The sequence below is a fragment of the Streptomyces incanus genome (assembly GCF_042656345.1).
Taxonomy (GTDB): Bacteria; Actinomycetota; Actinomycetes; order Streptomycetales; family Streptomycetaceae; genus Streptomyces; species Streptomyces incanus.
On sequence record NZ_JBHSPC010000036.1, the window covers coordinates 96,842 to 117,470 of the forward strand.

A 20,629-nucleotide genomic window follows, 5' to 3' on the forward strand; every position below is an offset into this window, starting at 1 on the left:
GGCACACCGTGGTGGACCGAGGGCGGCGGCACGCCGACATGCGCGGGCGTTCCGCCCCGCACGCCAAGAGCCGAGGTGTGCTCAGCCCGCGGCCTGCGCCTGCGGCAGCAGCGCCACGTCGTCCAGCCGGCCCCCTCACGCGCCCCGGGCCCGGCGCGGAGGACGCCTCCTCGGACACGCCGACCACCTTCTCGCACGGCTGCGTCACCGGTTCCGGAAACCCGCTCTTCTCCCTGCGGACGCGTCGCGCACGATGAGCGCAGCAGCCCCGCAGTGCATCGCCCCGCTGCCGGTTGTCCGCCTCCGGCCCGTCCCCCGGTGCCGTGCCCGTGTCACGCTCCGCACCCCTCCGCCCCGCCGGAGGGCGACGGAATGCCGCAGGGGCTGCGCAGTTGTCGTATAAGCGCTGTAATGGCCAACGTGGTCGGTGAGGACGCTGCGGGACGCAGCACGAGAACGCTGCGAGCGGAAGGCGCCCTCACGACGCTCACCACCGGACCGGACACGCCGGAACGGGTCCGCCGGGTCCTGGAGCAGGCCCTGGTCTTCGCCGGCGCCGCGTTCGTCGCCGTGTACACGCCCAGCGAGGACGGCGAGCAGCTGCACCTGGTGGAGTCGGCCGGAATCCCGCGGACGCTGTGCGGTATGCGGGACAGCTATTCCGTCGCCGGCCACTCCCCGGCCGCCGAGGCCGTACGCGGCGGGCGGTCGGTGTGGCTCGGCCCCGAGCAACTCGCCGCCCAGGCCCAGGCACGGCGGGTCCCGGCCCGCGACTTCTCCCTCGCCGCCCTGCCCGTGCGCCACGATGCCGGTGGCTGCCTGCTCGCGGTCAGCGAGCGCCCCGGCGGCTTCGACACCGACGACCGCGTCTGCCTCGGGCTCGTCGCCGACGCGGTCGCCCTTCCCGGGCCGCCCGCGGCCGACGGCGCCGGCGAGCCGCCACCGGGTGCCTTCGTCCTCTCCATGGACACCGGACGGGTCCGGGTGGGCGACGACATCCTGGACCTCTTCGGCCTCGGCCCGGACGACTTCGACGACCGCGTGGAGACCCTCATGGGCCTGACCGTGCCGGAGGACCTCCCCTCCGTGATGTCGGTGGTCGAGTCCGATCACCTGACCATCGGCGAGCGCGAGTTGGAGTTCCGGGTCGTGCAGCCCGCCGGCCCCCCGAAGTGGCTCAGACTGCGCGGCCGGCTGGTGCCGGGGGGAGAGGGCCGGCCGGCCCGTCTGGTCGGCTCCGTCGCCGACGCCTCCACGCTGCGCCCCGACGTCACCGACGTGGCCCGGGTCCAGCGCCTCGCCGTCGCACTCGCCGGCTCGGTCACCGTCCGTGACGTCGGCAAGGCCGTGGTCGCGGCCCTGCGCGGGCCGCTCAGGGCCGACCGGATCGCGGTCGCCGAACTGGAGAGCGACCGGCTCGTCGTCACTGTCCTCGACCCGCCGGAACCGGACGCCTGGCCCGACCTGTGGCGTGCGGAGTGGCGCGCGGAGTGGCCCGAGGCGCCCGTGCGCACCATGCCGACCCTCGCCGCCGTCCTGCGCGAGGGCCGGGCCCGGATCTGGCCCGCGGGCAGCTCCCTGGAGACCTCCCTCGCCGAGGTCGGACCGGGCGGTCTCGCCATGCTGCCGTTGTCCGCGGGCAACCGGACGGCAGGTGCCTGCCTCATCGGCTGGGACGCCCCCCACGACTTCGGCGCCGACGAACGCGCCCTGCTCACCGCCGTCGCCGGCCTCGCCGGACAGGCTCTCGTGCGGGCCCGGGCCTTCGACGCCGAGCACGAACTGGTCGGCATGCTCCAGCGCCAGCTGCTGCCGCGCCGGTTGCCCCGGCTGCCCGGCGCGGTCGCGGTCACCCGCTACCTGCCCAGCACCGCGGGCCTGGAACTCGGCGGCGACTGGTACGACGTGATCCCGCTGCCCGACAACCATGTCGCCCTGGTCATCGGCGACGTCCAGGGCCACAGCGCCGGCGCCGCCACCCTCATGGGCCAGATGCGCACCGCGCTGCGCGCCTACGCCGTCGAGGGGCACACGCCCGACGTGGTGGTGTCGCACGCCAACCGGCTGCTGGTGGACATGGAGAGCGACCTCTTCGCGACCTGCTGCTACGTCGACGTCGACCTGGAGCAGGGCTCCGCCTGGTGCGTACGTGCCGGGCATCTGCCGCCGGTGCTGCGTCATCCCGATGGCCGTACCGAGATAGCGGAGGCGGAGGGCGGCCCGCCGCTGGGCGTCATGGCCCAGGCCGACTTCCCGATGAGCCCGCTCCGGCTGTGGCCCGGCACGGTGGTCGCCCTCACCACGGACGGCCTGGTCGAGTCCGTCGAGGCCGACATCGACGAGGGCATGGACCACTTCGCCCGCCGGCTGGCCGCCGCCGACCCGACCGACCTGGGGCTGGTCGCCGACGGCCTGCTCGGCAAGGCCCCCCGCAGCGACGACGTCGCCCTGCTGCTGATGCGCTACGACGGCATGACCCTGCGACCGCTGCGGGAGACCTGGACGGTGTGGCGGGTGCCGCAGGCAGTCGGTCACGCCCGCCGATTCACCCGGCGCACTCTGCGCTCCTGGGGGGTGACCCAGGACCTCGACACAGCCCTGCTCGTCGTCTCCGAACTGGTCACCAACGCGCTCGTGCACACCGAGGGGCCGGTCCGCCTCGACCTCACCCTCGTCGGCGACCGGCTCCGCCTCGCGGTCGCCGACGCATCGCCCCGCAGTCCCGCCAAGCCGAGCAGCATCGGCTGGGAGGCCACCGGCGGCCGCGGCATCCTGCTCGTCGAGGCCTTGTCGGCGGCCTGGGGGACGCTGCCGGTCAGCGGCGGCAAACAGGTGTGGGCCGAACTCGGCACGCGCCGGTGAGCAGGTGCCGTCCCGGCCGCCGACCACACTCCCGGCACCGGTGTCATCCCTTCGGGTGACACGCCGACGAGTGCGCGGCCCGGTCCCGCGCCCGCCGCCACCGGTCCGGTCCACCTCCGCACCCGAGCTGCCCGGACCGCACCGCGGGAACCCGCCGCCCGCGCACGGGCGTTGACGCACCGGCCCGGGACGGGCCGACGCGCCCGACAGACGAGTCGGGCGTCCCCGCGCGGCGCGAACCAGCGGTCATCGGCCGGAAGCACGGCGACTGGACGGATCTCATCGGGGATTTCGTAATGAACCGTCAAAACAAGTGATGTTCCATGGGCCGCGCACCACTATGGTGAGGCAGATGAAGGCTCTCGTGCTGTCCGGCGGCGCCGGCACCCGGCTGAGGCCGATCACCCACACCTCGGCGAAGCAGTTGGTCCCCGTGGCCAACAAGCCCGTGCTCTTCTACGGGCTGGAATCGATCGCGGACGCCGGCATCACCGACGTCGGAATGATCGTCGGCGACACGGCCGAGGAGATCGAGACCGCGGTGGGCGACGGATCGAAGTTCGGCCTGCGCATCACCTATATCCCCCAGGAACGGCCCCTGGGGCTGGCACACGCCGTGCTGATCGCCCGCGACTGGCTCGGGGACGACGACTTCGTGATGTACCTCGGCGACAACTTCATCGTCGGCGGCATCACCGGACTCGTCGACGAGTTCCGCCGGCACCGGCCCGACGCCCAGATCCTGCTCACCCACGTCGCCGACCCCCGCTCCTTCGGCGTCGCCGAACTCGACGCGAGCGGACAGGTGATCGGCCTCGAGGAGAAACCCGAGCGTCCCCGGAGCGACCTCGCCCTTGTCGGCGTCTACCTGTTCACCTCCGCCATCCACGAGGCGGTGCGTGCCGTCAAGCCCTCCTGGCGTGGCGAACTCGAGATCACCCACGCCATCCAGCACCTGATCGACTCGCGCACCGACGTGCGCTGCACGGTCATCCACGGCTACTGGAAGGACACCGGCAACGTCGTCGACATGCTGGAGGTCAACCGGTCGGTCCTCGAAGGGATCGAGCGCCGGATCGACGGCGAGGTGGACGACGCCTCCGAGACCATCGGCCGGGTGGTGGTCGAGGAAGGGGCCCGCATCAGCAACTCGCGCATCGTCGGTCCCGCCATCATCGGCTCCGGCACGGTCGTCACCGACTCCTACGTCGGCCCCTTCACCTCCGTCGCGGAGAACTGCCGGATCACCGACAGCGAACTCGAATTCTCCATCGTGCTGCGGGACTCCTCGATCGACGGTGTCCGCCGCATCGAGTCCTCACTGATCGGCCGTCATGTCGAGGTCACCCCGGCCCCCAGCGTCCCCAGCGCCCACCGATTCGTCCTCGGAGACCACAGCAAGGTGCAGATCCACACATGAACCTCCTCGTCACCGGAGCCGCCGGCTTCATCGGCTCCCGCTACGTCCGTACGCTGCTCGCCGCCGACGCGCCCGACGCCGCCGACGCGCCGAGGATCACGGTGCTGGACGCGCTCACCTACGCCGGCACCCTCGACAACCTCGAACTCGACCACCCCCGCCTCGAGTTCGTCCACGGCGACATCCGCGACGCCGACCTCGTCGGCAAACTGGCCGCCGAGGCGGACCAAGTGGTCCACTTCGCCGCCGAGTCGCACGTCGACCGCTCCATCCTCACCGCCTCCGACTTCGTCCTCACCAACGTGCTCGGCACCCAGGTCCTCCTCGATGCCGCCCTGCGCCACGGCGTGGACACCTTCGTGCACGTCTCCACCGACGAGGTCTACGGGTCGATCGCGTCGGGCTCGGCGACCGAGGCGTACCCGCTCGAACCCAGCTCCCCCTACTCCGCCTCCAAGGCATCCTCCGACCTGCTCGCCCTCGCCTACCACCGCACCCACGGCCTGGACGTCCGCGTCACCCGCTGCTCCAACAACTACGGCCCGCACCAGTTCCCCGAGAAGGTGATCCCGCTCTTCGTCACCAACCTCCTCGACGGAGCACAGGTCCCGCTCTACGGCGACGGCCTCAACGTCCGCGACTGGTTGTACGTCGACGACCACTGCGCGGGCATCGACCTCGTGCGGACCCGGGGCAGGGCCGGCGAGGTCTACAACATCGGCGGCGGTACCGAACTCACCAACAAGGACCTCACCGGCCTCCTCCTCGAAGCCTGTGGCACCGGCTGGGACCGGGTCGAGCACGTCGAGGACCGCAAGGGCCACGACCTGCGCTACTCCGTCGACTGGACCAAGGCCCGCGACGAACTCGGCTACCGCCCCCGTCACGACTTCACCACCGGCCTCGCCGAGACCGTCGCCTGGTACCGCGACAACCGTGCCTGGTGGGAGCCCCTCAAGCAGCGCCTCAGCGGAGGAAAGCCATGAAATGGCTGGTCACCGGTGCGGGCGGGATGCTCGGCCGGGACACCGTCGACGAACTGACCCGGCGCGGCGAACAGGCCACCGGCCTCGACCGGGCCGCCCTCGACATCACCCGGGCCGAGGCCGTCGAGCGCGCGCTGTCCGAGCACCGACCCGGCATCGTGGTCAACTGCGCCGCGTACACGGCCGTCGACGACGCCGAGACCGACGAGGAGCGCGCCACCCTGATCAACGGCGACGGACCGCGCCTGCTGGCCCGCGCCTGCGCCACGCACGGCACCCGGCTGATCCACGTCTCCACCGACTACGTCTTTTCCGGCGACGCCCGCGCCACCCCCTATCCCGAGGACCACCCGACCGCCCCGCGTACCGCCTACGGCCGCTCCAAGCTGGCCGGCGAGCGCGCCGTGCTGAAGGAACTGCCCGGCGCGAGCGCCGTCGTGCGCACCGCCTGGCTGTACGGGGTTCACGGCACCAGCTTCGTGCGGACGATGATCGGTCTCGAGGCCCGCCGCCCCACCGTCGACGTCGTCGACGACCAGCGCGGGCAGCCCACCTGGAGCGCGGACGTCGCCGCCCGCGTGGCCGACCTCGGCCCCCGCGTCGGCGACGACGTGCACGGCGTCCTGCACGCCACCAACTCCGGCGAGGCCACCTGGTACGACCTGGCCCGGGAAGTGTTCCGGCTGATCGGCGCCGACCCCGACCGGGTACGGCCCACCACCGGAGCGGCCTTTCCCCGGCCCGCACCGCGCCCCGCGTACAGCGTCCTCGCGCACGACCGCTGGCAGGACATCGGCCTGCCGGCACCGCGTGACTGGCGCGTCGCCCTGCACGAAGCACTGCCCCGCATCCGCAAGGAGAGTCCCCCTTCGTGAAACGCCATGAGTTCCTGCGCGCACTGCACAAGGCCAGCGCCAACCGCAACTACCTGGAGATCGGCGTCAACGACGGCCGCAGCCTGCGCCTGTCACGCGTCCCCAGCATCGCGGTCGACCCCGCCTTCAAGGTCGTCTCGGAACTGAAGTGCGACGTCCACCTGGTCAAGGCCACCAGTGACGACTTCTTCGCCCGCGACAACCCGCTGGCCCACCTCAAGGGCGGCCGACACCCGCTGCGCAACCTCCGCCGCGGCCGCAGCCCCGTCGGACACTGGCGGCGCACCACGCTCGACCTGTCCTTCATTGACGGCATGCACCTGTTCGAATACGCCCTGCGCGACTTCATGAACGTCGAGAAGCACTCCGACTGGTCCAGCGTGATCGTCCTCGACGACATGCTGCCGCGCAGCGTCGACGAGGCCGCCCGGGACCGCCACACCACGGCCTGGACCGGCGACGTCTACAAGATCACCGAGGTGCTGGCGCGCTACCGTCCCGATCTGGTGACGGTCCTCGTCGACACCCAGCCGACCGGCCAGCTCGTGATCTTCGGCGCCGACCCGGAGAACACCGTGCTGCACGACAAGTACGACGAGATCATGGCCGAGTACAAGGTGCCCGACCCGCAGAAGGTGCCCGAGGCGATCCTGGAGCGGGCCGGCGCGGTGCCGCCCGAGGCGCTGATCGAGGCCGGCTTCTGGCGCCCGCTCACCCAGGCCCGCAACCGCGGTCTGCCGCGGCGCCTGGGCTGGGAGCCCCTGCGCCGCGCGCTCGACCAGGTCGGCGTCAGCCGCTGAGCCCCCTGCCGCGCAGCTCCTCGTAGCGTGCGCGGCAGGCCTCGTACGACGGCAGCCGGCCGAGGCGCTCCGCCTCGGCCAGCGTCGGAGCCTGCTCGTCCTTCGGCGACAGCACCGGGGCGATGCCCTGCGGCCACTCGATGCCCAGGGCCGGGTCCAGCGGGTGCACCCCGTGCTCGCGGCCCGGCGCGTAGCCCGTCGAGCACAGGTACACCACCGTCGCGTCGTCGGTGAGTGCCATGAAGGCGTGCCCCAGCCCCTCGGCGAGGAACACCGCGTGCCGGCTGTCGTCGTCCAGCCGCACGGCCTCCCAGCTCCCGTACGCCGGTGACCCCACCCGCAGGTCCACCACTACGTCGAGCACCGCGCCGCGCACACAGGTCACGTACTTGGCCTGGCCGGGCGGCACCTCCGAGAAGTGCACCCCGCGCAGCACCCCCCGGCGCGACACCGAGCAGTTGGCCTGTGCCAGGGACAGGTCGTACCCCGTCGCCTCGCGGAATTCCTCACCGCGGAACCACTCGTGGAAACTGCCCCGGTCGTCCGGGAACACCTTGGGCTCCAGTACCCAGGCACCCTCCAGGTCCAGTGCGCGCACCGGTCACCGCCTCCCTCTGATCAGCGGCGCCACCCTCGCACGGGCGACGCCGAGCACCCGCCGCGCCCTGCGCGCCAGTTTCTCCACGGCGCCGGGGCGCGGAACCCGCACCACCAGCACCCCGCCCCGGCCGGAGCGGAGCGCGAACGGCAGCCCGTCGAACCGCGGTTCGGCGGCATCCGGGTCCAGGCAGAGCGCCACCCGCCAGACACCGCGGGGGAGACCCGAGGGCAGCGTCGCCCCCAGCCGCGACCCCGGCCGTTCCGGCTCAGCGGTCAGCGCGCCCGGCGTGTACAGAGTCCGGCCCGCGGAGGTGAACCGGAGCCGCACCGGCGTGCCGTCCGCCGCGTGCAGCGGAATCCGGGCGCGCAGCCGCGTCCCGGAGACCGTGACGTCCGGCCGCCGCACCTGGCCGAGGCCGAGCCGTCTGCCCTTCACCGCGACGTCCAGAGAGAGATTGCCGTGCGGCTCCGTCCAGTACGGCAGGACCGCCCGGCCGGCGGCGACGCCCGCATACGGCTCCGGGCGGGTGGCACGCGGGGCCGGGCCCAGACGGCACTCCTTGGTCCAGCCGCCGAGCTTGACCCGCACGACGGCATCCCAGATCCCGTCACCCGGCAGCATGCCCGGGTCGACCGTGGCCGTCGCCCGCAGCACCAGCCGCACCTGCTCCCCGCCGTCGGCCACAACCGTCTCCCGCGTGAACTCCACGGGCTGGAAGTGCTGGGCGGAGCTGGAGCGTTCACGCAGCAGCAGATCCGCGGTGGCCTCGTCGAAGCGGGCCGCGGCCTCCGCGCCGACCCATGTCACCGCTTCCTCCACGTTCTTCGGTGTATCGGCCAGCGGGGTACGCACGGCATCCGCCGGGAACGTCATCGGCGCGCCCGCGGAGGCGTACTCGGTGGTGAAGCCGATGCACAGCGAACCGCCCTCCCACTCCACGCTCGTGGGCGCCGCCGTCGGCGCGACCCCGGCCTCCCACTCGGCGAAGGCCACCACGTCGTCGTACCGGTCCGCTGCCGTCAGCGAGGCGACCACCTGCTGCGTCGGCTGCAGCCCGGCCGCGACAGCGGGTCCGAACCGCTCGACGACCACCTTGTGGATCTCGCCGAACAACTCCCTGCGGTAGTCGTCCGGCAGACCGAGCAGCCGCCGGCCACGCAGCCGTTCCACCATTTCCACCCGCAGCCATCGGCGGAACAGCCGGTCGCGCACCGGGCCGGGCTCGGTGTGGCGCTCGACCACGTCGAGCGCCTCGCGGAGGTTGGTGAAGTAACCCGCCGGATCGAAGCGCTGGAAACCGGCGTTGGAGGCGTCGTCGCGCCGGATGTGGTAATAGCAGACGTAGTCGCTGAGAACGGAGACATTGGCCGCGCGCAGATACGCCTCGGTGACGAAGACGTGGTCCTCCAGACGCCGCCGCCCCTCGGGGAAACGCAGTCCGATCTCGTCGAGGAACGCCCGGCGGAACATCTTGTGCGGGGTGAGGCTGTCGATCAGCGGAGCGTTCCCCACCGTGGCCCGCGGATGGTTGCGGCGGAACAGCTCCACCGGCACACTGCGGTTCTTGCCGGCCATCTTGCCCACGACGACGTCCGCGCCGTTGGCCACGCCGTACGCGTACATCCGCTCCAGGGCCTCGTCGCCCAGGTAGTCGTCGTTGTCGACGAACATCACGAACTCGCCCTGGGCGGCGGCGATCCCGACGTTGCGCGGCTTGCCGGACCAGCCGGAGTTCTCCTGGTGGATCACCCGCATCCGAGGGTCCTCGGCGGCCAGCCGGTCGAGCCGTGCGGGAGTCCCGTCGGTGGAACCGTCGTCGACGAAGATCGCCTCGTACTCTTCGGGAGGCAGGGACTGCCGTCGCAGCGAGGAGATGCAGTCCTCGATGTAGATCCCCGGGTTGTACACGGGGACGATGACGCTGACCTTGACCGGCATCTGGATTTGTGGCCCTTCGGGTCGCTTGCCGTCGAACGGGCGGCTTGGTGCGCGTTGCCCGATCGTAACCCCGTGGCCACCCCGGTCCCGCCTTTCAAACGCCGCCGAGACCGTGCCGTGATCGTCCCTCGCACGCCGGAGCGATCAGCGTACGGAAAAGGGTATTTGATGAGTGGCCGGCGCCTGCAGGGCCGACGCTCGAAGGGCCGGACCGCTTCGTGTCGGTGGAAGCGGCCCGGACGCTGCGAGTAGATGCGCTTCTCACAGACCTCCTTCCGCAATCGAAGGTGCTACGACGCCGCCTACCCGCACCGACATGGTTCACACATACCTTTTGCATCTATTTGTCGGCCCTGGTGTCAAGGGCGGCGCCGCCTGCGGATCCGCGCGACCGGCAGGCCCGGTACGACGGCGCCCGCGAGCACCGCGGCGGCCCGCTTGGCGACCGGCGGACCGGCGGTGCGCAGCAGGCCGGGGGGCTCGTCCGGCGGGGTCTCGGCACGCCGGACGGCCTGCGCCGCACCGGTTGCGACAGCCGCCCCCGACGTGTCGGCCGCATCGGCTGTACCGGTCGTATCGGCTGCTCCGGCCGGCTGCGTCAGCTGTTCGGACAGGCAGGCGGCGAACCGGCCGATGATCCGCTCGCCGACCTCCGTCGGCACCCCGCGACCGAACTGCGCCGGCCGCCCGGTCACCGTCAGGCCGGTGCGCACCGACACCGCCGTGACGCCGCCCCGCCGCAGCAGCTCCCGCACGGTCCGGTGCGGATCCAGATGGCGTCCCACCGGGTGGTGCGGCCGATCAGGGCGCCGGAATGCACGGGGCGGGGACGGTGGCTCCGCCGGACCGGGTGTTCAACTCGCCTCGACGGGGCGCTCCACGTGCTTCCGTCTCCGCGGAGATCGCCAGGTGCCCCGGGCCGGAACGTGAAGCCCGTGATCGCTTGCACCACTCGGTGGGACACGGCCCGGATCCACGCCCCCGTGCCGGGCAGGCCGGCGCCGTGCCGTGCGCCGGACCTCGCCGCGCGGCGCCGGCGCCACCACCAGCGACGCCCACGACCTCCCGCACACTCAGCACGGCCGGGAGGGCAGGGAGGAGCCGGCGCGCTACGGCCGGATGACGGCCCGCCGCAGACCTGCCAGGGGGCAGGCCGCATCGAAGGGCCACCGGGAGGCGAAGCGGCTGCGGGCGAAGACGGATGCGGGGAACGCCCGGCAGCGGCAGGACACCGCCCGCAAATGGACCAAAAAGATCGTGCGCGACCATGACGTGATCGCGGTGGAGGACGTCCGCCCGAAGTTCCTCGCCCGGACGTTCATGGCCCGCAAGGCCGCGGACGCGGCGATCGGCGCCACCGAGCGGGCCCTGCTCGAGATGGGTCGCAGGCACGGGCGGGACGTGCGCCTGGTGCATCCCGCGCACACCACCATGGACTGCACGCGGTGCGGAGCGGGAACCCAGCACGCACTGCCGCTGTCGGAACGCACCTGCGCCCGCACCGCGTGCGGAACCGTCTCCCCCCGAGACGAGGACTCCGCCCGTGCGATGCTCCTCCAGACAGGTCCGGACCAGGCTGGTGTTGATCGAGTAAGACTCGCTCGCTCGCCGAGCGAGCGGCGTGAGCCAGGAGCCCCCCTCACTCGTGGGGGCGAGCATTCAGTCGTCCCAGGCCTGGACCATCGTCTGCTCGATGATCCTTCCGTCCCGCAGCGAAACCATCGACTCCGTGTACACCCGCACCCCGTCCGGGTACACGCAGGTCTCACTGAAGGCGGCCTGGTCGTCCTGGACGACGCACCGCTCCAACCGGTGCGTCATGTCACGGCTGTAGACGTCGTCGAGCATGGTGTTGATCTCGTCCCGGCCGCGCAGCACCATGGGATGGCTGGGCTGGGTGTTGCGGTCCACGATGCGCACTTCGGCGTCGTCCGCGTAGAGCGCCTTCAGAGGCGCGGCCGTCGGGGCCTCGAGCCCTCGGCGCAGGGTGTCGGTGCCGAAGCGGGATTCTGCCGAGGCTGCCATGATGACCTCCTTCGAGGGCCTCGGCCCGGTCCGGAGCGGGCCACGCCGGGCCTCACCTACGAGCCTCCCCCCGCCCGGTGCGTACGGCAAGGGCGGCCCGTGCGTTCTTCTTGCCCCGGGCGAGCGGATGGCCCCCGCCGTCCAGAGCCGACGGCCGCGCCCCCGCACCGCCCCGGGGCGGGGGCGCACGGCCGGGAGGAATCACCCGCTGGTCGCCAGGAACTGCGTGGCCGCAAGCTCCGCGTACAGCGGATCGGCGGTCACCAGTTCCCGGTGCGTGCCGACCGCGCGGACCCGGCCCGCGTCCATCACCACGATCCGGTCGGCCATCGTCACCGTGGACAGTCGGTGCGCGACCACCAGCACCGTCGTCGTCCGGGCCACATCGGCGACGGTGTCGCGCAGCGCCGCCTCGTTGACCGCGTCGAGCTGCGAGGTGGCCTCGTCGAGCAGCAGCAGCCGGGGACTGCGCAGCAGCGCGCGGGCGATCGCGACCCGCTGGCGCTCGCCGCCGGACAGCTTGGTGCCGCGATGCCCGACCAGCGTGTCGAGCCCCTCGGGGAGCCTGGCCACCAGACCGTCGAGCCGAGTCGTCTTCACCACTCGAGCCACCTCGTCGTCGTCCGCCTCCCGGTTCCCGAGCAGCAGGTTGTCGCGCAGGGAACCCGACAGGACGGGCGCGTCCTGCTCCACGTAGCCGATCGAGGACCGCAACCGCGACAGCTCCCAGTCGGCCAGATCCCGCCCGTCGAGGGTGATCACCCCGGAATCCGGATCGTAGAAGCGCTCGATGAGGGAGAAGACGGTGGTCTTGCCCGCGCCGGACGGGCCGACGAACGCGGTCATGCCCCGTGCGGGCACGGTGAACGTCACCCCGTGGTGCACGTACGGCAGATCCTCCGCATAACGGAAACGCACGTCCTCGAAGGCGAGCGTGGCGGGCGCGGCCCCCGGCGTGGGCAGGGCCGCGGGCCCCGCGGCAGGCTCGGCGGGCAGCCGCAGCGCCTCCTGGATCCGGGCCAGCGCGGCGCTGCCCGTCTGGTACTGCGTGATCGCGCCGACGACACTCTGGATGGGCATCATGAGGTAGAAGACGAACAGCAGGAACGCCACCAGCGTGCCGATGTCGATGGCGCCCGTCGCCACCCGCGCCCCGCCCACCGCGAGCACCGTGATGAACGCGACCTGCATCGCGAGCCCCGCCGTGTTGCCCGCCGCCGCCGACCACTTGGCGGCCCGCACACTCTGCCGCCACGACTCCTCGGCCGCCTCGTGCAGCGCGCGCTCCTCCCGCGGCTCGGCGCCGGACGCCTTCACCGTGCGCAGCGCGCCCAGCACCCGCTCCAGCGAGGCCCCCATCACACCGACCGCGTCCTGCGCCTGCCGGCTGGCCCGGCTGATGTGCGGCACGATCAGCCCGAGGACCGTCCCGGCGCCCGCGATCACGGCCAGGGTGACCCCCAGCAGCACCGGATCGACGAAACCCATCAGCGCGATGGTCGCGATCAGCGTCAGACCGCCGGTGCCGAGGCCCACCAGCGAGTCCGTGGTGACCTCCCGCAGCAGTGTGGTGTCGGAGGTGATGCGGGCCATCAGGTCACCCGGCTCGCTGCGGTCCACGGCCGTGATCCGCAGCCGCAGCAGATACGACGACAACGAGCGCCGCGCCCCCAGCACCACCGACTCGGCGGTGCGTCGCAGCACGTACGAACCCAGTGCGCCCAGCGCGGCGTTGGCTATGACGAGGGCCGACATCATCACCAGCGCGCCGGTGATGGCCCGGTCGCCCGACAGGTCGTCGATGAGGTCGCGGGCGACCAGCGGCAGCATCAGGCCGGTCGCCCCCGTCAGCAGGGACAGCGAGGCGCCGCCCAGCAGGGCCCACCGGTGCGGCCGTACGTAACCGAGGAGAGCCCGCCAGGCGGGCGGGCCGGACTTCTGCGCTGCGATGCTCACGTCGCTCCCTCGGCGTCGGCGGAGAGCTCAGGCTACGTCGCCGCGGTCCGCCCGCGGCGCGCCGGGACCGCTCTTGTGCACCCGGCACGAAAACTCCCGGCCAACACGCCCCGACCTGCCGTGGAGCCCACCGGCCGGGTCCCCGGCAGGTCGCGTAGGGTCGGAGGACGTACATCAGGAGACGAAGGAGCCAGCACCATGGCGCAGGAAGTGCGCGGCGTGATCGCACCGGGCAAGGACGAGCCGGTACGCATCGAGACGATCGTCGTACCCGACCCGGGGCCGGGGGAGGCGGTCGTCCGCATCCAGGCCTGCGGGGTGTGCCACACCGACCTGCACTACAAGCAGGGTGGCATCAACGACGACTTCCCCTTCCTCCTCGGCCACGAGGCCGCGGGTGTCGTGGAGTCGGTGGGCGACGACGTCACCGACGTCGCCCCTGGTGACTTCGTCGTTCTCAACTGGCGCGCGGTGTGCGGGACGTGCCGCGCCTGTCGGCGCGGACGCCCCTGGTACTGCTTCGACACGCACAACGCGAAGCAGCGGATGACCCTCACCGACGGGACCGAACTCTCTCCGGCTCTGGGCATCGGAGCCTTCGCCGAGAAGACGCTCGTCGCGGCCGGACAGTGCACCAAGGTCGACCCCGCCGTCTCCCCGCAGGTCGCCGGACTGCTCGGCTGCGGTGTCATGGCGGGCATCGGCGCCGCGATCAACACCGGCAACGTCGGCCGGGGCGACTCCGTCGCGGTCATCGGCTGCGGCGGCGTCGGCGACGCGGCCATCGCCGGCTCCCGGCTCGCCGGAGCGGCGCGGATCATCGCCGTCGACATCGACGACCGCAAGCTGGAGACCGCCCGCTCCATGGGCGCCACCCACACCGTCAACTCCCGTACGGCCGACCCGGTCGAGGCGATCCGCGAACTCACCGGCGGCTTCGGCGCCGACGTCGTCATCGAGGCCGTGGGCCGCCCCGAGACGTACGAACAGGCCTTCTACGCCCGTGACCTGGCGGGCACCGTCGTCCTCGTCGGCGTGCCCACCCCGGAGATGAAGCTCGAACTGCCGCTCCTCGACGTGTTCGGACGCGGCGGCTCCCTGAAGTCGTCCTGGTACGGCGACTGCCTGCCCTCGCGCGACTTCCCCATGCTGATCGACCTGCACCAGCAAGGGCGCCTGGACCTCGGAGCGTTCGTCACCGAGACGATCGGGCTCGACGAGGTCGAGAAGGCCTTCGAGCGGATGCACCACGGCGACGTGCTGCGCTCGGTGGTGGTGCTCTGATGACCACCCGCATCGAACACCTCGTCACCTCGGGGCAGTTCAGCCTCGACGGCGGCACCTGGGACGTCGACAACAACGTGTGGATCGTCGGCGACGACCACGAGGTGATCGTCATCGACGCGGCCCACGACGCCGACGCCATCGCCGAGGCCGTGGGCGACCGCCGCCTGAAGGCGATCGTGTGCACCCACGCCCACAACGACCACATCGACGCCGCGCCGGCCCTCGCCGACCGCACCGGGGCCACCATCTGGCTGCACCACGACGACCTGCCGCTGTGGAAGCAGACCCACCCGGACCGCGACCCCGACTCCTGGCTGGTCGACGGCCAGGTGATCGAGGCGGCCGGCGCCGACCTCACGGTGCTGCACACGCCGGGGCACGCGCCCGGCGCGGTCTGCCTGTACGACCCCGGGCTCGCCACCGTGTTCACCGGCGACACCCTGTTCCAGGGCGGTCCCGGTGCCACCGGCCGTTCGTTCTCCCACTTCCCGACGATCGTCGCCTCGATCCGGGAGCGGCTGCTCACGCTTCCGCCGGAGACGACGGTCCGCACCGGCCACGGCGACTCGACCACCATCGGCGCGGAGGCCCCGCACCTGGAGGAGTGGATCGCCCGCGGCCACTGAGGCCGCTCCGGTGAATTCGCCCCGGCCGTGTCCGACCGGGGCGACTCCCGGGAAAAGGTGACAGAGGATGTCCGGCTTACCCGTCACTCTCGTAGCGACAGCAGATCGCTGTCACGCGTGACGGGAGGCCGGGCATGCCGGAGTCGACCACCGGGTCGTCGCAGAACAGGGTCGCACTGGTCGCGGGAGCGACCCGGGGAGCCGGACGCGGCATCGCCGTCGAACTGGGCGCGGCGGGCGCCACCGTCTACGTCACCGGACGCAGCACCCGCGCCGAGCGCTCCGAGTACGACCGCCCCGAGACCATCGAGGACACCGCCGACCTGGTCACCGAGGCCGGCGGCCGGGGCATCGCCGTCCCCACCGACCACCTGGACCCCGCCCAGGTCAAGGCCCTCGTCGACCGCATCGCCGACGAGCAGGGCCGCCTGGACGTCCTCGTCAACGACATCTGGGGCGGCGAGAAGCTCTTCGAGTGGGACGCTCCCGTCTGGGAGCACGACCTCGACAAGGGGCTGCGCCTGCTCCGGCTCGCGGTGGACACGCACGCCGTCACCAGCCACCACGCCCTGCCGCTGCTGCTGCGCCACCCCGGCGGCCTGGTCGTCGAGGTCACCGACGGCACCGCGGACTACAACCGCGACACCTACCGCGTCTCCTTCTTCTACGACCTCGCCAAGACGTCCGTCCTGCGCATGGCCTTCGCCCTCGGCCACGAACTCGGCCCGCGCGGCGCCACGGCCCTCGCGCTCACCCCGGGCTGGCTCCGTTCGGAGATCATGCTCGACGAGTTCGGGGTGAGGGAGGACAACTGGCGGGACGCCCTGACCCGCGTCCCCCACTTCGCCATCTCGGAGACCCCGCGCTACGTGGGCCGGGCCGTCGCCGCGCTCGCCGCCGATCCGCGGGTGTCCCGCTTCAACGGCACCTCCCTCTCCAGCGGCGGCCTCGCCCGGGAGTACGGCTTCACCGACCTCGACGGCAGCCGCCCGGACGCCTGGCGCTACCTCGTCGAGGTCCAGGACCCGGGCAAGCCGGCGGACGTCACGGGGTACCGCTGACGGTCCGCCGCCCTGCCGTGGTGACCGGCGGTCACCTCTGTGGCGGGTCCCCGAAGTCCGGGATCTCCAGCCTGGTGCCGCCCTGCAGCGCCGACTGGTGGGCGACGATGCCGGGCAGGGTGTAGCGGGCGGCGACCCACGCGTTCACCGAGGGCAGGGTGCGGGTGCTCACGGCGGTCACGAAGTCGTCCACGAGGTAGTGGTGGCTGCCCTCGTGGCCGTTGGGCAGCAGGTCGAACTCGCGAGGGAGCCGGGACCGGTCGTGCACCGCCGCCGATCCCGAGGTGAAGGCGGAGCGCAGCTCCGGCGCCACGTGCTGGAGGGACGGGTCGTCCGGGGACAGGGTCTCCTTGGGCTGCAGCAGCTCGCTGATGTCCTGGACGCCGCTCTTGTCCTGCCACAGCGCGACCGTGGCGAGCTGCTCCATGCTCGCCTCCGTACCGAAGAACCGGAACCGCGATTCCCTGATGTGCGAGGGATAGCCGACCCGCCGGAACTCGTTCGTGCGGAACGCGCCGCCGCCCGCCACCTCGAACAGGGCCGTGGCGTTGGAGAAGTCGTTGTCGAACCGGCTGATCTCCCTGTCGAAGACGCCGTCCCCACGTTCGTCCCTGACGCCGATCGCGGAGACGCCGACCGCGTGTGTCCGCCAGGCACCCAGCACCCCGCCCACCGCGTGTGTCGGGTACAGCATCGGGGGATAGCTGGCGGTGGCCTTCCAGTTGTCGCCGCCGCTGTACCGGTACGCCTCGTAGAAGCCGAGGTCCATGTCGTGGACGTAGTCGCCCTCGGCGTAGAACAGCCGCCCGAAGGCGCCTTCGGCGATCCGGTCGCGGGCGTGGACCGTTGCCGGGTGGTACTGGCTGGTCTCACCCATCATGTACGTCAGACCGGTCGCCTCGACCGCGTCGATGATCGCCGCGATCTCCTCCGTACGGATCGCCATGGGGACCGCCGAGTACACGTGCTTGCCCGCGTCGAGACCCTGGAGCACCAGGGGGCCGTGGGTCCAGCGCTGGGTGAAGAGCGCGACCGCGTCGATCTCCGGCGACTCCAGCATGGCCTCGTACGACGGGAAGGTTCCGGCGAGTCCCTGCGCGGCGGCGAGCTGCTGGGACCGCTCGGGCAGCAGATCGGTGACGTGGATGTCACCGACGCCGGGGTGCGCCTGGAACAGGGTGGCGAACTGGCCGGAGAACTGGCCGGCGCCGACGATGCCGAGCGAGAACGTCATGGAATGCGTGCCCTTTCACTGGGAGAGAACGAGGCCGATCTGCGACGTACACACGTCGGCCGCGCGGTGGGTGATCGGGGAGCTGAACGCCGGGAAGTCCTTTCGGTCGGCGACCGGCCGGGTGGAGGCCGTGAACTCGACGCCCTTCTTCCCGTCTTCCCGTGGGCGGCGACCGCGGTCTCGGTGCCCTTCGGAGGGTCAGGGAACACGATGCCGTAACGGCCCGTTGTTCGGTGGCACTTGTCCGACACCGGACGGTTCGCGCATGTCGTCGTGAGACTCCGCCAGGCCTGCATGCCACGCGGGTTCTCGCGCCCACCGCCCCCCCACCGGCCGTGCCGGTCGGGGAGGGGCGGGAAGCGGCGGGGGAGGCCGGGAGGGTGGCCCTTCGGAGACCCGTGAAGGTGAACTCGCCCACGTTCCATGGCAGATGGACGTGATCAGCGACACTGTCCGATATGTTCGAATGGCTCGTGATTGCTCACACGGCTTTCACGCCGGTGGCCCTATGCTTCACAACATGTCCACCACTCTTGAACCTTCACCCGAGCGATCGGCTGCCGAGGTCAACGAGGAGATCCGGGCCCTGTGGCTCCGGTCGGGCGGGACACTGAGCGGCGAGCAGCGCGCGGAGTACCAGCGTCTCGTCCAGGAGTGGGCCGAGGCCCTCCCGGAGCGGGCCGAGGCGGCCTGAGGCGCCGTACAGGCCCCGCCGTCCGTCATCCTCGCCGGCCTCCCCCCGCTTGCTCTGTCGCCTGCCTCGGCCTTGGCTCGGGGTCTGGTCCCGGCCGCATCGCCGGTCCGGCTCTCCGGCCCGGGGCGCATATGCCGTCCTCGTGGCCCGGGTTGCCCGTCTCACGGGTGAGCATCCTCATCGACGCCCTGGCGCCGGTGCCCACGTACGGGTACCGGCACCGGCGCAGGTACCCGTACCCGGCTCAGCCCCATGTCGCCGAGTAGTACCGCTGGTACGCCTTGCGGTCCTGCTCCGCGCGGATCCAGCGGGTCGCCACGAGGGCCATCAGACTGCCCCCGATGACCAGCATCCCGGGTCCCACGTTTCGCGGGTCGGTCAGGCGGGACAGCAGCGTCGACGCGCCGATCCCCGCCGCCGGGGAACCCGGTGACGCGGCGTCCCGGGCCGCCGCCGCACCCGCCGAAGCCGACGGAGCGGGGGCGGCCGTGTCCGCGCCGCCCTGGGCCTTCGGGGCCACGAGGAGGTCCACCTTCAGCTGTGCCAGCGCCTTGGTGACCGGCTGGAAGAACGTCGTACCGCTCGCCTGCCGGCAGTCGCCGCTGCCGCCCGACGTCACACCGAGCGCGATGCCCTCGGAGAACATCGGGCCGCCGCTGTCACCGGGTTCGGCGCACACATTGGTCTCGATGAGGCCGCTGACCGTGCCCTCCGGATAGTTCACCGTCGCGTTGAGCGCCGTCACCTCCCCGTCGCGCAGCCCACTCGTGCTGCCGCTGCGGAATACCCGCTGGCCGACGGTGGGGTCGCCCACGCCGGTGATCCGTATGCCCTGGCCGTTGCCGACCGACACGACACCGGCGCCTTCGCCGGCCCGGCCGCCGTCGTACTCGATCAGGGAGTAGTCGTCGCCGGGGAAGCTGCCGCCGACCGTGGTGCCGACCTTCTTCCTGCCCCCGTCGTCGGCGAACCAGACCGACCCGTCCGGCCCGCAGTGCCCGGCCGTGAGGATGAACTCACTCTTGCCGTCGGTCACGTTGAAGCCCGCGGAACAGCGCCCGGCGGTCGACAGGATGGGCTCCGCCCCGTTGATCCGCGTGGTGAAGGTGCCCTCGGTGCGCTCCATGCGGACGAAACCCCCGGCCCCTTCCGCCACTTGGGTCAGGTCGGACCAGTCGTTCGCGGAGACCGTGCTGTCGCCGCGGACCACCACCTCGTTGGACCGGTAATCCATGGCCCAGGCCGTCCCCGGCACGCGCGGAGCCGAATCCAGCGTCTTCGTGGCCGACTTCAGGTCGCGCATGCTGTGGCGCACCAACTTCGGGTCGGCGCCGGCCTCCCGCACCTCGGCAGCAGCCTTCTCGTCGGTGACCGCGACGACCGTCCGGCCGTCCTCGCCGAGCCAGCTGCCCGCCGTACGGGAGGCGCCGAGCCGCGACACGAGTGCGGAGCCGGGGCCGGTGCCCTCCTCGGCCGCGGCGTACGGAACCGGGTCCGGCGCCGGGGGTTCAGCCGCGACGGCGCGGGTCACCATCGTCGCTCCGAGGAGGAGTCCGCCGACGGCCGCCAGCCGTGTCACTCGCCGGACGACCCGTCGTCGTGCGTGCCTCATGCGTGACTCCCGAACCAGAACAGCGCGGTGCGAACACCGCGGGGCCTCCCCTGAGTCGAGTGCCCTCAGTCCATACGGACGCGGGCCCCGCCGTGTTCACCGCCGGAGCGATCCGATGTACGGAAAGCGTCGGCCTGCGCGCCGATCGGTGTCGAGAGGCCCGGCGCGCGGACAGGGCGGCGTCCGGCGCGAGCAGGAGGTGGTGGCCGAACACTAGACTGCCGGGTATGGACGACGCGTTGCTCGAACGGCTCGGAGCGGGAAAGTACCTGCTGGTCACCAGCTACCGGCGGAACGGCACGCCGGTGGCCACCCCGGTGTGGGTGGTGCGGGACGGGAACGCGCTCGGGGTCTGGACCGCCGCCGACTCCTGGAAGGTCAAGCGGATCCGGGCCCGCGCCGATGTCCTGGTCGGCCCCTGCGACGTGCGCGGCCGTCCGACCGGCGGCCAGGTCCCGGCCGCCGCGGAGATCTGCGATGTGGCCACCACCGCCCGCTACCGCGAGCTGATCGCCCGCAAGTACGGTCTGCCGGGCCGGCTGACGCTGCTCGGCAGCCGGCTGCGCCGGGGCCGTGACGGCACCGTCGGTATCCGCGTCACACCGGCCGACTGAACTTCGGCCGCCCGGACTTCGGCCAGCTGAACTCCTGC

At 72.1% G+C, this 20,629-nt stretch carries 17 protein-coding genes; 10 read left to right on the plus strand and 7 right to left on the minus strand.

Translation table 11 applies throughout. The annotated features are described in order from the left end of the window. Positions 1–411: 411 nt before the first annotated feature. From ACFP2V_RS13945 to ACFP2V_RS13965, 5 genes are all read left to right on the plus strand, one after another. Complete coding sequence (locus ACFP2V_RS13945; RefSeq protein WP_381210789.1) at positions 412–2,862, plus strand: SpoIIE family protein phosphatase; 2,451 nt, start codon at positions 412–414, stop codon at positions 2,860–2,862. Positions 2,863–3,214: 352 nt separating this feature from the next. Continuing rightward, the gene (locus tag ACFP2V_RS13950) at positions 3,215–4,282 is read left to right on the plus strand and encodes a glucose-1-phosphate thymidylyltransferase (protein ID WP_381210792.1); all 1,068 of its coding nucleotides are present in this window, start codon (positions 3,215–3,217) and stop codon (positions 4,280–4,282) included. Next, positions 4,279–5,268, plus strand: coding sequence for a dTDP-glucose 4,6-dehydratase (rfbB, locus tag ACFP2V_RS13955; RefSeq protein WP_381210794.1), 990 nt, complete (start codon positions 4,279–4,281; stop codon positions 5,266–5,268). Before ACFP2V_RS13950 ends, rfbB begins: the two co-directional genes overlap by 4 nt. Next, a complete protein-coding gene (gene rfbD / locus ACFP2V_RS13960; RefSeq protein ID WP_381210797.1) occupies positions 5,265–6,143 on the plus strand; it encodes a dTDP-4-dehydrorhamnose reductase in 879 nt (292 codons plus the stop codon). The genes rfbB and rfbD overlap by 4 nt, the downstream gene beginning before the upstream one ends. Further along, on the plus strand, positions 6,140–6,943 hold the full coding sequence (locus ACFP2V_RS13965; protein WP_381210800.1) for a class I SAM-dependent methyltransferase: 804 nt from the start codon (positions 6,140–6,142) through the stop codon (positions 6,941–6,943). The genes rfbD and ACFP2V_RS13965 overlap by 4 nt, the downstream gene beginning before the upstream one ends. On the opposite strand, the gene rfbC is transcribed toward ACFP2V_RS13965, so the two are convergent. From rfbC to ACFP2V_RS13990, 5 genes are all read right to left on the minus strand, one after another. Continuing rightward, positions 6,933–7,541 carry a dTDP-4-dehydrorhamnose 3,5-epimerase gene (rfbC, locus tag ACFP2V_RS13970; protein ID WP_381210803.1) on the minus strand — a complete coding sequence of 203 codons (609 nt, stop codon included), beginning with the start codon at positions 7,539–7,541 and terminating at the stop codon, positions 6,933–6,935. The genes ACFP2V_RS13965 and rfbC overlap by 11 nt on opposite strands. Before the next feature lie 3 nt (positions 7,542–7,544). Further along, a complete protein-coding gene (locus tag ACFP2V_RS13975; RefSeq protein ID WP_381210810.1) occupies positions 7,545–9,482 on the minus strand; it encodes a glycosyltransferase family 2 protein in 1,938 nt (645 codons plus the stop codon). A 359-nt stretch (positions 9,483–9,841) separates the two neighbouring features. Further along, the gene (locus tag ACFP2V_RS13980) at positions 9,842–10,267 is read right to left on the minus strand and encodes an SRPBCC family protein (protein WP_381210813.1); all 426 of its coding nucleotides are present in this window, start codon (positions 10,265–10,267) and stop codon (positions 9,842–9,844) included. An 874-nt stretch (positions 10,268–11,141) separates the two neighbouring features. Continuing rightward, positions 11,142–11,507: a nuclear transport factor 2 family protein gene (locus ACFP2V_RS13985; RefSeq protein ID WP_381210816.1), complete on the minus strand. Its 366-nt coding sequence runs from the start codon at positions 11,505–11,507 to the stop codon at positions 11,142–11,144. Positions 11,508–11,708: 201 nt separating this feature from the next. Then, entirely contained in the window at positions 11,709–13,463 is a 1,755-nt protein-coding gene (locus tag ACFP2V_RS13990; RefSeq protein ID WP_381210819.1) for an ABC transporter ATP-binding protein, read from the minus strand. A 198-nt stretch (positions 13,464–13,661) separates the two neighbouring features. Here ACFP2V_RS13990 and ACFP2V_RS13995 point away from each other — a divergent pair, with 198 nt between their 5' ends. The 3 genes from ACFP2V_RS13995 to ACFP2V_RS14005 all read left to right on the plus strand — a co-directional run bounded on the left by ACFP2V_RS13995 (position 13,662) and on the right by ACFP2V_RS14005 (position 16,437). Next, on the plus strand, positions 13,662–14,747 hold the full coding sequence (locus ACFP2V_RS13995; RefSeq protein WP_381210822.1) for an S-(hydroxymethyl)mycothiol dehydrogenase: 1,086 nt from the start codon (positions 13,662–13,664) through the stop codon (positions 14,745–14,747). Then, on the plus strand, positions 14,747–15,376 hold the full coding sequence (locus ACFP2V_RS14000) for an MBL fold metallo-hydrolase (protein ID WP_381210825.1): 630 nt from the start codon (positions 14,747–14,749) through the stop codon (positions 15,374–15,376). Before ACFP2V_RS13995 ends, ACFP2V_RS14000 begins: the two co-directional genes overlap by 1 nt. 134 nt (positions 15,377–15,510) lie before the next feature. After that, positions 15,511–16,437 carry an SDR family oxidoreductase gene (locus ACFP2V_RS14005; RefSeq protein WP_381210828.1) on the plus strand — a complete coding sequence of 309 codons (927 nt, stop codon included), beginning with the start codon at positions 15,511–15,513 and terminating at the stop codon, positions 16,435–16,437. 31 nt (positions 16,438–16,468) lie between these two features. Here ACFP2V_RS14005 and ACFP2V_RS14010 read toward each other — a convergent pair whose 3' ends face one another. After that, a complete protein-coding gene (locus ACFP2V_RS14010) occupies positions 16,469–17,671 on the minus strand; it encodes a Gfo/Idh/MocA family protein (protein WP_381210831.1) in 1,203 nt (400 codons plus the stop codon). A 508-nt stretch (positions 17,672–18,179) separates the two neighbouring features. Here ACFP2V_RS14010 and ACFP2V_RS14015 point away from each other — a divergent pair. Continuing rightward, a complete protein-coding gene (locus tag ACFP2V_RS14015; RefSeq protein WP_381210834.1) occupies positions 18,180–18,365 on the plus strand; it encodes a hypothetical protein in 186 nt (61 codons plus the stop codon). A 244-nt stretch (positions 18,366–18,609) separates the two neighbouring features. On the opposite strand, the gene ACFP2V_RS14020 is transcribed toward ACFP2V_RS14015, so the two are convergent. After that, positions 18,610–19,977 (minus strand): S1 family peptidase, encoded by a 1,368-nt coding sequence (locus tag ACFP2V_RS14020; protein ID WP_381210837.1) that lies wholly within the window; start codon positions 19,975–19,977, stop codon positions 18,610–18,612. A gap of 227 nt (positions 19,978–20,204) precedes the next feature. Here ACFP2V_RS14020 and ACFP2V_RS14025 point away from each other — a divergent pair, with 227 nt between their 5' ends. Next, a complete protein-coding gene (locus ACFP2V_RS14025) occupies positions 20,205–20,591 on the plus strand; it encodes a PPOX class F420-dependent oxidoreductase (protein ID WP_381210839.1) in 387 nt (128 codons plus the stop codon). Positions 20,592–20,629 lie beyond the last annotated feature (38 nt).